Genomic DNA, 10173 nt, shown 5'->3' on the forward strand with positions numbered 1-10173 from the left:
AAACTACCTGCGGGCGGCGTGCGGGAGGTGCTCCCTCGCCTCCTGCCACTTGCCCTTGAAGCCCTGCACGGCGATGCCGACGGCCTCTGGGTCGCCCTGCAGGAACGCCCGGGCGGTCTTGCGCATCTGCTCGGGCCGGACGTGCGGCGGCAGCGGCGGCACCTTCGCGTCGACAACGACCTCAAGCACAACCGGCCGGTCCGCAGCCAGCGCCTGTTCCCACGCGGCACCGATCTTGTCCGGCGAGTCGCAGCGGATCCCGGTGAAACCGAGGAGCCGGGCGAAATCCGCCGCCGGCACATACGGGATCTTCTGCGTCTCGACATTGATCCGATCACCCGCCATCACCNGCTGCTCGTAGGAGACCTGGTTGAGGTCCTCGTTCACGAACACGGTGAACACCAGCCGCGGATCGGTGTTCATCCTCTCCCAGTACCGCTTGACCGTGAACAGCTCGTTCATGCCCAGCATCGAGAACGCCCCGTCGCCGACGAACGCGATCACCGGTCGTTCCGGATAGGCCAGCTTCGCCGCCACCGCGTAGGGCACTCCGGGCAGCATGGTCGCCAGGGTTCCCGACAACGACGCCTTCATGTCCCCACGGATGCGCAGGTAACGGGCCCACCAGGTGGTCGCCGACCCGGAGTCCGCGGTGAGGATCGCGTTATCGGGCAGTCGCTTGTCCAACTCGTACGCGACGATCNGCGGGTTCATCGGATCCGCCCGCAGCCTGGCCCGGTCCGCCAGCACCCGCTGCCAGGTCGCCACCTCCCGTTCGATGAACCGCCGCCAGGAACGGTCCTCCTTGCGGATGAGCAGGGGAATCAACTGGCGCAGCGTCTCGGCCGCGTCGCCGACGAGATGAACATCCATCGGATAACGAATACCGATCATCCGGCCGTCGATATCGATCTGGACGCCGGCGGCCTGGCCCTCCCGCGGCAGCCACTCCGAGTAGGGGAAGCTCGTCCCGACCAGGAGGAGCGTGTCGGCGCCCATCACCATCTTGTGGCTGGCTTCGCTGCCGAGCAGCCCGATGGGGCCGGTCACGAACGGCAGGGTATCGGGGAGCGCATCCTTGCCGAGCAGGGCCTTGGCGACACCCGCGCCGAGCAGGTCGGCGGCCTCCGTCACCTCCTCGCGGGCGCCGGCCGCCCCTTGCCCGATCAACATCGCCACCCGGCGGCCCCGATTCAGCACGGCGGCGGCGCGGCGCACCTCGTCCGGATCCGGCAGGATGCGTGGTTTCGTCCAGCCAATGCTGGTCCGCACCGCCCCGTGCTCATGCGGAGGCTCGGTGTACTTCTCCTCCTGGACATCCTCCGGGAAGATCAGGCAGACCGGCGCCCGGCTGGACAGCGCTGTCTTCATCGCCCGATCGACGAGATGACGGGCGCTGGGCGGGGCCATGCAGTACTGCACGTACTCGGTGACGTCCTTGAACAGCGAGATCAGATCGATTTCCTGCTGGTAGTGGGCGCCGAGGGAGGNCCGCCGCTGCTGGCCGACGATCGCCAGCACCGGCTGATGGTCGAGCCGGGCGTCGTAGAGACCGTTGAGCAGATGGATCGCCCCCGGGCCGGAGGTCGCGACACACGCGCCTACCTCACCGGTGAACTTGGCGTGCGCGCAGGCCATGAACGCCGCNATCTCCTCGTGCCGGGTCTGCAGGAACCCAGGATCACCGCCGGCCCGGTCGAAAGCCCCGAGGAAGCCGTTGATGCCGTCCCCGGGATAGCCGAATATGCGGTGAACNCCCCAGCCGGTCAACCGCTGCAGGACATAGTCCGCGACCTGTGACATAGCTGCGCTTCCCTCCCNCCCATCGATCAGCCGACCGCCGCTCGCACCAGCACCGTGAGTCTGGGTATGGACGGTGCACGCCACCGTCAAACCCGTTCGTCGCGGCCGGTCCCGGCCGGTCTCTCGTGCCGTTGAAGGACCGTCGCCCGACGCACCGACGTCATTGTCAGCCGAATGTAAGGTTCGTTCCCGAGTCATGCCGGCATCCCGGGGCAGGAACAGGAAGATGACAGGCGACGCGGAGTCGGCGCCCGGGCGGAGAGCGACCCACGGGCGACCCACGGGCAGTACCCGGCACGCAGGGTCCCCGGCACGCACGTTCGGGGCGGGACCGCATCAGTCCGCATCAGTCCGATCCGCCCAGGCCCGCCCTCGAACACCTAGATCCGTCCCCGAACAGGCGAGAGGAGCAACATGCGTGTCCTGCTGGTTCATCCCAGCGCGCTGATGTACTCGAAGATCTTCCTACGGCTCGAACCGCTGGGGCTGGAACGGGTGGCGGCCGCGCTGCTCGCCGCGGGCCACGAGGTGAGCATGCTCGATCTTCAGGTGGAGAAACCGGCCGCCTACGCGCGCCACCTGCGAAAGTGCCGTCCCGACGCGGTGATGTTCGGGGTGAACTATCTCGCGAACGTCCCCGAGGTCATCGAGTTCGCGCACCGGGCGAAGCGGGAACTGCCCGACTGCCTGGTCGTGGCCGGCGGCCACAGCGTCTCCTTCATCGCCGAGCACCTGCTGAAGCAGTGCGACGGCGCACTCGATGTGGTCGCGCGCGGCGAGGGCGAAGTGGTCGCCCCACGCATCCTCGAAGCCGACCGCGCCCGTCTCGCGGACGTCCCGGGCGCGGTCACCGCCGACGGGGCGGGCCCGNCCCCGGCCCTGCTACCCGGCCTCGACGAGCCGCTACCGGCCCGCCATCTGCTGGCCCACCGCCGCCGCTACTTCATCGGGGAACTGGACCCGTGCGCCTCGGTCGAGTTCACTCGCGGCTGCCCATGGGACTGCTCCTTCTGCAGCGCCTGGACCTTCTACGGCCGCAGCTACCGCCGCCTCTCCCCGGACGCGGCCGGCGAGGAACTGTCCGCCATCCGGGAACCGAACGTCTTCATCGTCGATGACGTCGCCTTCATCAGGCCTGAACACGGCATGGCCATCGCCGATCAGGTCGAACGCCGAGGGATTCGCAAACGGTACTATCTGGAAACCCGTAGCGACGTCCTGCTGCGCCATCCCGAGGTGTTCGAGCGCTGGCGCCGCCTCGGCCTCGAATACATGTTTCTGGGCATGGAAGCCCTCGACGCGGACGGCTTGGACCTCTACCACAAGCGGATCTCCCCGGACGAGAACATCCGCGCCCTCGAAGTTGCCCGAAAGATCGGCATCACGGTCGCGGTGAACCTCATCGCCGACCCGGACTGGGACGAGAAGCAGTTCCGTCTCGTCCGCGAATGGGCGTTGTCGGTGCCGGAAATCGTGCATCTCACGGTGTGCACCCCCTATCCGGGTACGGAGATCTGGCACACCCAGTCCCGGCGGCTCACCACCCTGGACTACCGGCTGTTCGACATCCAGCACGCCGTCGTCCCCACCCGGCTCCCCCTCGACCGCTTCTACCGCGAGCTCGTCGCCACCCAGGCGGTCCTCAACCGCAAACACCTGGGCGCGAAGGCGCTTGCCGCGACCGCCCGGATCGTCGCCGCGAACCTGGCGCGTGGCCAGACGAACTTCCCACGGATGCTCTGGAAATTCCCCCGGGTCTACAATGCCGGCCGGCTGTACGCCGAGCACCAGCATCCCGCCCGCTACCGGCTGCCGGAGCCCGTCCCCGCGGCCATGACCCCGCGGCGGCGCGAGCTGTACGTCCATCAGCCCGCCGCTCGCCACCCAGTGGCGAGCAGGGAACGGGAGAGGACCGATCCATGACGACCGGGAGGCGGTCCTGCCGCTGAGGCTGCCACGGTCTCGGCTACCGCGGTCGCACCGGTCAACGGTCGTGCCCGCCCAGGTCAACGGGTCGTGTCCAGGCGAGCGAGCCAGTCATTGTACGCCCGCCAGCTCGCCTCATCATCGTCGAGGTCGACGGATCGCGCCCGGGCGGCCGGTCTGGCGACCACCATGGTGGTGGGGGCGGGTTCGTGGCCGGTGTGGGTGGCAAAGGTCGCGGTACGGGCCCGTTCCAGCCAGCTCGAACGGGCCCGGCGCACCGGCTCGGGTTTACGCGTCCATACCCGAAACAGCAGCACGATGAGCACAACCATGATCCCGTCACCGACGACCCACATGATAGCGCCGCCGGTCTGAGTGTCCAGCAGGGGGCTGCTGCCCCAGGTGTGCGGTGCCATGGCAATCGGGGTGCGGGACTGTAGCAGGACGACGCCGACGAGGGTGTCGACGCCCATGGACAGGATGACGAGCGCGAGCCGGCCGGGCATGGACAACCGCCAGCGGATCGGTTCGTCGCCGACGAGCAGCACGAAGAACTGGTAGCCGGCAGCGAGGTAGAGAACGTGTTCGAGCTGGCCGAGCCAGGGCCGGGCCATCGCCTCGTTCATGAAGCCGGTGAGGTGGGTTCCGATGATCGTGATGGCGTAGCCGGCGAGGGCGGCGGGCGGGGAGACCAGGACGCTGACCGGCCATGAGCGGATCATCTTACGGACCCTGGTGTGCAGGGGGTTGCCGACAGCGTGCAGCAGGAGGATGAGGGGCCGGCCCGCGACGAACAGCGGTGGCGCCACCATGATCAGCATCAGATGCTGGACCATGTGCATGCTGAACAGCGCTTCATCGTAGACGCCGACGGCGCTGCTCGTCGCGAGGACCACCACCGCGACACTGGCGAGGTGGGCGCAGGTGCGGGGCCAGGGCCAGGACCGCGCGGGATGGCGGGCGCGGACCCGGGCGACGCCCCACAGGTACAGGACAGTGACCGGCACGAGGAAGGCGAGCGCGGCCGCGTCAAGCTGCCAGGTGTCCACCAGACGCGCCGGGGTCAGCGGGGGCGGCCCGTCGCCCTGGCCCCAGCGGCACCACGAAACCGGCAACAGGGGTGTCGTCGGCTGGCGGCGGGTCCACCAGGTGGCCGCGGCCGCCGCCCCCGCCATGACAGTGACAGCGGCCAGCGCGACCCGGGCACGGCGCCCACGCCTTCCGCGCTCGCCGAGATCGATCAGAGATGAGGTGTCCCGGGTCATGGTGTCTCCGCGAGGTCGGGGTGCGCTCATGCGCCATCGAGGAGCTGCTGAGCGAGGAAGCCGCCCGGCGGCGGGGCGGGNGGGATGGCGAACAGGGCGTTGGAGGTATGCCGGATGAAGGTGCTCAACGCGTCGGAGGCGGCGAGGGCGCGCTGGACGGGAACGAAGGCGGTACGTGGGTCGGCCTGGTAGGCCTGGAAGAACAGCCCCGCGTCCGGTTCACCGGTGGCGTCGAGGCCGTCGTCGTAGGAGTAGCCGCGGCGGAACATCGCGACGCCGCCGTGGAACTGCGGATGGGCCAGTCGGATGTGGGCGTTGACGGCGATCGCGGGCCGGCCGTCGGCAGTGCGGGCGGCGAAGTCCGGCGCTGTCGTCTCGCCCCCGCCCTGGTCGGCGGGCGGGGCGGACAGCGGTGCGCCATCGGACTTGCGCCGGCCGATGACCTCGCTCTGCGCCGCCTCGGTCAGCCGGTCCCAGCTGTCGAGCAGCATGCGGATCCGCCGGCAGACGACGTAGGTCCCGCCTCGCATCCATGCCGGCCCGTCGGCGGCCCACACCGCGAGGTCGAACTGTGCCGTGCCCGGCCGGGGATTGTCGGTGCCGTCGACCTGCCCCATCAGGTTACGCGGGGTGGCATCGGGGTCGGCGGCACCGGCCGCGGTGCGCTGGAACCCTCGCTGCACCCAGCGGGGCTGGACGTACGCAGCGGCGATGCGACGCAGTTGGCGGGCCGCCGAGTAAGCGACCATCGGGTCCTCCGCGCAGACCTGCACGGCGAGGTCCCCGCCGCCACGGGCCGCGTCGATCCGGTCGCCGGGCAGGGCAGGGATGTCCGCGAGCGGACCGGGAATCCGCGTGTCGAGGCCGGCGCGGCGCAACGCTGACGCGCCGAGCCCGACGGTGACCGTCAAGGCGGCCGGCCCGAGCCCCGCCGTGTCCCGCTCGGCGCCGGCGGTCGGTTCGCCGCGCATCAACACCGCCGAGGCCGACGTCCAGGTCCGCAGCAGCGCGGCGAGGGCGGATCGGACCGCCGTCGGCTCGGTCGAGATCAGGTCGTAGGCGGTGAAGATCAGATGCGCGGGGGCCCGTTCGGCGATCCCGGGCTGGTGACGGCCGTCACCGGCCACGGCGGCCACCGCGGCGCGGCGAGCCGCCTCGACCGGGTTCGGCCGGTCCGGTAGCAGGCGTTGCGTGCCCAGGGCGACCCCCGTGCCGAGGACGACTCCGCCACCGAGGCCGAGCAGCCCGGCGCCGCCCAGCAGCCGACGGCGGTCCGGCCCCGGCCGTCCGCGCTCGTCGACCGGCGCGGCTCCCGGGCTTCCGGTCGGCGCGTCGGTCGGCGCGTCGGTCGGCGCGTCGGTCGGCGCGTCGCCGGTCACGCGTCGCCCCGCAGGAGCAGCGGGAGGTCATGGGCGTAGTCGGCCACCGGGGTGCCGGCGAGGTAGACGACACGCGCCTGGCCCTTCGGCGTGAATGCCAGGACCTGAGCACCGTGGTCCACGGTGTAGCTCCCGTCGGCCTGCCGTCGCGGCGGCTCCAGCGGCACCCCGACGCTGCGCGCGGCGGTGTCGATGGTCTTCACGTCACCGGTCAGGCCGACGAAGGTGTGGTCGAACATGTCCAGCCAGTGGCGGATCACCGGCGGGGNGTCCCNCGCCNGGNCCGAGGNGACGAACACGACGCTCGTCTGCCGGCGCACGGCCGGGGAGACCTGCGTCAACGCGGCGGCGAGATCGGCCATCGTCGTCGGGCAGATGTCCGGGCAGTGGGTGTAGCCGAAGAACAGCAGGGTGAGCCGGCCCGCGGCATGCGGGCGCAGGTCGTAGGGCCGCCCGGCGGTGTCCGTCAGACGCAGGTCCGGCATCGCGATCGGTGCGCCGAGCGTGGTGCCGCGGATCCCCGCGCTCGGTGACGTGGATGCGCCGCGCACCAACGGGCCCGCCGAGGAGCCTCCCGAGGAACAGCTGGAGATCGCTACGAGAGCGACGAGAAGGACGAGGGGGAGGACGGGAACGAGGAATGTCCGGCCGGGAGGAAGGAACGGGCGGTCGGTCCCGGCGGGGGTGGACAGGCCACGGCGGAACCGGGTGGCGCGAGGCGCCGGCATGTAGGGCATGGGAGAACTCCAGACTNGGTACTACCCCGGCGACACGGTGTGACGCGAACCCGTCACTTTCGGCGATGATTCGGATGAGATACCCCAGGGGATCTCCACCCGGCCCGGCCGGGGCGGAACCGTGCCCGGCGAGATGGGCAAGCGCGGAGAGGGCCACGCATGTGCCGGCGAACACGGTTGTTCGCATCACGCGTGCCCCCGCTCCGGCGGACGCCTCCATGCCGTCAGAGTGTAGGAGCCTTCCCGACCGAATGTTCTACGTGACGTCGAAGATTTGGGTCGAAGATTTTGTCGGCCACCCGCGAAGGCCGGTCAGGTCCAGCCGAGGGCCGAGGCGTCCCGACCGGATATCGCCGCCGGTTCGCCGCCGGCGTCCGCGAAGGCGCGCAACGCGCCGACCAGGCTGCCCCGCACGTCCGGAGCGAGCCGGGCGACGATCGTCGCGATCTCGGCCCGGCGCCGGGCGGTGACCTCGTCGACGAGGCGCCGGCCCGGCCCGGTCAGCTCGACGATGACCTCCCGCCGGTTACGCGGGTTGCCGACCCGGAGGATCAGCCCGGCAACGACGAGCCGGTCGGCCATCCGGGTGGCCGTGGAGGGGTGCACGTCAAGCGACTCGGCGAGCTCCCCGGCGCGTTGCGGTCCACGCCCGGCGAGCACGACGAGCATCCGGAACTGCGGCAGGGTGACATCCTCGCCGACGGCGGCGATCGAGCGGGCCGACACCGCCACCAGCAGCCGGGATGCCGTCAGGACCGCATCGGTGACCTCGTCGACGTCCACGCCCGGCACTCCCGCGGGGTCGGGAACCGAGGGCGGCAGGGCGGAGCCATCCGGCGGGCATGCCATGTCACCGTTTTACCGCGCAACGCGATCNCTACTCGGACCGGATCATGGCAAGCACAAAGCAACAGTTGTATGGTGCAAACATGCCGGTGACGTCACGCGGGATCTCCACCCGATGGGCAGCCCGTCCGGAGATCTACCAGCACCGAGCCGGCGCCGTCCTCGCGGCCCTGGCCGTCATGATCGGCGCGGGGGTCGGGCTCGGCGCGGTCGCCTTCCGCGGGCTGATCAACCTCTTCACAGAGGTGTTCTGCGGCCGGGCGGACTGCTCGGTCGGCGGACGGCTGCCCAACCCCCACATCCCGGACCTGGGTTTCTGGTTCCTGCTGGCCGTCCCGGTGATCGGAGGCTTGGTCTACGGACCGCTCATCCACCGGTTCGCCCGGGAGGCCCGCGGCCACGGAGTCCCCGAAGTGATGTCCGCCGTCGCCGAACGCGACGGCCGCATCTCCCCCCGCGTCTCGGCGGTGAAGTCACTGGCCTCGGCGTTGTGCATCGGTGCCGGAGGGTCGGTCGGCCGGGAAGGCCCGATCGTGCAGATCGGCGCGTCCCTCGGGTCGGCTCTCGGCCAGCTCCTGCGCGTGCCGGGCCGCCGGCTGCCGATCCTCGTCGCCTGCGGCGCCGCCGGCGGCATCGCCGCCACCTTCAACGCCCCCGTCGCCGGCGTCCTGTTCGCCCTGGAGGTGATCCTGCGGNCCTTCACCGCCGAGGCCTTCGGCGTCGTCGTGCTGGCCGCCGTCACCGCCAGCGTCATCGGGCGCGCCGCCTTCGGTGACACTCCCTTTCTCAGCCTGCCCACCTTCGCCCTTCACAGCCAGGGCGAATNCCCCCTGTTCATCCTGCTCGGCGTGGTGGCCGGCCTAACCGGCGTGCTGTTCACCCGCCTGCTCTATCTCATCGAGGACCTCTGCGACTGGGCCTGGCGCGGCCCCGAATGGCTACGCCCCGCTGTCGGCGGCCTGCTCCTCGGCACCGTCCTGCTCGCCCTGCCCCAGATGTATGGCGTCGGCTACCCGGTCCTCGAACACACCGTTCACGGCGGGTACGCCCTGTGGTTCCTGCTCGTCCTCATCGGCGGGAAGATCGTGGCCACGAGTCTCACCATCGGCATCGGCGGCTCCGGCGGCGTCTTCGCCCCGTCCCTGTTCATCGGCGCGTCCACCGGCGCCGCCTTCGGCACCCTCGCCCACCATATCGCCCCGGGCACCATCGCCCCTGTCGGGGCCTACGCCCTGGTCGGCATGGGTGCCGTCTTCGCCGGCGCGGCCCGCGCGCCCATCACCGCCGTGCTCATCCTGTTCGAGCTCACCGGCGAGTACACGATCATCCTCCCCCTGATGNCCGCCGTCGTCGTCGCCACCCTGACCAGCCGGCTCCTGAGCACCGACACCATCTACNCCCTGAAGCTGACCCGCCGTGGCGTCGACCTCGACGCCTCCCACGACCTGCGCCGCCTGCGGGCCATCCCGGCCACCGCCGCGATGCGGTCACCGCCCCCGCCGGTCCCGGCCGGCGCGCTCCTCTCCGAGGTCGCCGCCCTGCTCGCCGGCTCGCCGTTCCCCGCCCGCCCCGTCACCGACGGACACGGGCACTACCAGGGGATCATCACCACACCGGCCGTCACCCACGCCCTCGAGACCGACGCCCGGGCCGAGCAGCGCGCCGCTGGCGACCTCGCTGTCCGCCCTCCCGCCCTCACCGTCGACGACAGTGTCGCCACCGCCCTGCATGCACTCACCGACGACCCCGGCGCCCCGGGCCTGCCCGTGCTCACCAGCGACGGCCATACCGTCGCGGGATGGGTCACCCACCAGTCGGTACTTGCCGCCGTCTACCCGCCGCCGGCCGAAACGGGCGGGACGCGCACCGAACCGGTCCAACGCGTCGACGAACACCGCCTTCAGGGTCAGGTCACTTTTCCCGGTGAGATCACTCATCGCACACGCTCCAGGACACTCGCATAGTTGGCGACCGCCAGGCCACCCATGTTGAACACCCCGGCGACGGTGGCCCCGGGGATCTGCATCGCCCCGGCGGTGCCGGTGAGCTGCAGGACCGCCATCACATGCTGGGACACCCCGGTGGCACCAACCGGATGACCCTTGGCCTTCAACCCCCCGGAGGGGTTGACCGGCAGCGTGCCGTCCCGGTCCACGACCCCACCGAGGATGACCTGCCCCCCGCCGCCCGGCGGGCACAACCCGACGACCTCGTACT

General features: G+C 70.9%; 7 protein-coding genes and 1 pseudogene. 2 read left to right on the forward strand and 6 right to left on the reverse strand.

The features are described from left to right. Positions 1-3: 3 nt before the first annotated feature. The gene (locus tag CED_RS16755; RefSeq protein ID WP_035912145.1) at positions 4-1803 is read right to left on the reverse strand and encodes a thiamine pyrophosphate-requiring protein; all 1800 of its coding nucleotides are present in this window, start codon (positions 1801-1803) and stop codon (positions 4-6) included. Between the two features lie 414 nt (positions 1804-2217). Between CED_RS16755 and hpnR the strand changes: the two genes are divergently transcribed. Further along, the gene (gene hpnR / locus CED_RS16760) at positions 2218-3726 is read left to right on the forward strand and encodes a hopanoid C-3 methylase HpnR (protein ID WP_035734003.1); all 1509 of its coding nucleotides are present in this window, start codon (positions 2218-2220) and stop codon (positions 3724-3726) included. A gap of 83 nt (positions 3727-3809) precedes the next feature. On the opposite strand, the gene CED_RS16765 is transcribed toward hpnR, so the two are convergent. From CED_RS16765 to CED_RS16780, 4 genes are all read right to left on the reverse strand, one after another. Next, positions 3810-4994: a cytochrome c oxidase assembly protein gene (locus CED_RS16765; protein WP_011436907.1), complete on the reverse strand. Its 1185-nt coding sequence runs from the start codon at positions 4992-4994 to the stop codon at positions 3810-3812. A 26-nt stretch (positions 4995-5020) separates the two neighbouring features. Further along, complete coding sequence (locus CED_RS16770; RefSeq protein WP_023841673.1) at positions 5021-6373, reverse strand: Dyp-type peroxidase; 1353 nt, start codon at positions 6371-6373, stop codon at positions 5021-5023. Next, positions 6370-7110, reverse strand: a complete 741-nt coding sequence (locus CED_RS16775) for an SCO family protein (RefSeq protein WP_035912148.1) — start codon at positions 7108-7110, stop codon at positions 6370-6372. Before CED_RS16775 ends, CED_RS16770 begins: the two co-directional genes overlap by 4 nt. Positions 7111-7422: 312 nt before the next feature. Next, the gene (locus CED_RS16780; RefSeq protein WP_011436910.1) at positions 7423-7959 is read right to left on the reverse strand and encodes a MarR family winged helix-turn-helix transcriptional regulator; all 537 of its coding nucleotides are present in this window, start codon (positions 7957-7959) and stop codon (positions 7423-7425) included. A gap of 80 nt (positions 7960-8039) precedes the next feature. On the opposite strand from CED_RS16780, the gene CED_RS16785 reads away from it, so the two are divergent. Next, the gene (locus tag CED_RS16785; protein WP_051868877.1) at positions 8040-9920 is read left to right on the forward strand and encodes a chloride channel protein; all 1881 of its coding nucleotides are present in this window, start codon (positions 8040-8042) and stop codon (positions 9918-9920) included. On the opposite strand, the pseudogene CED_RS16790 reads toward CED_RS16785, so the two are convergent. Next, a pseudogene (locus CED_RS16790) lies at positions 9890-10173 on the reverse strand (thiolase domain-containing protein); the annotation flags it as partial. The gene CED_RS16785 and the pseudogene CED_RS16790 overlap by 31 nt on opposite strands.

Source organism: Frankia sp. CeD (genome assembly GCF_000732115.1).
Classification (GTDB): domain Bacteria; phylum Actinomycetota; class Actinomycetes; order Frankiales; family Frankiaceae; genus Frankia; species Frankia casuarinae.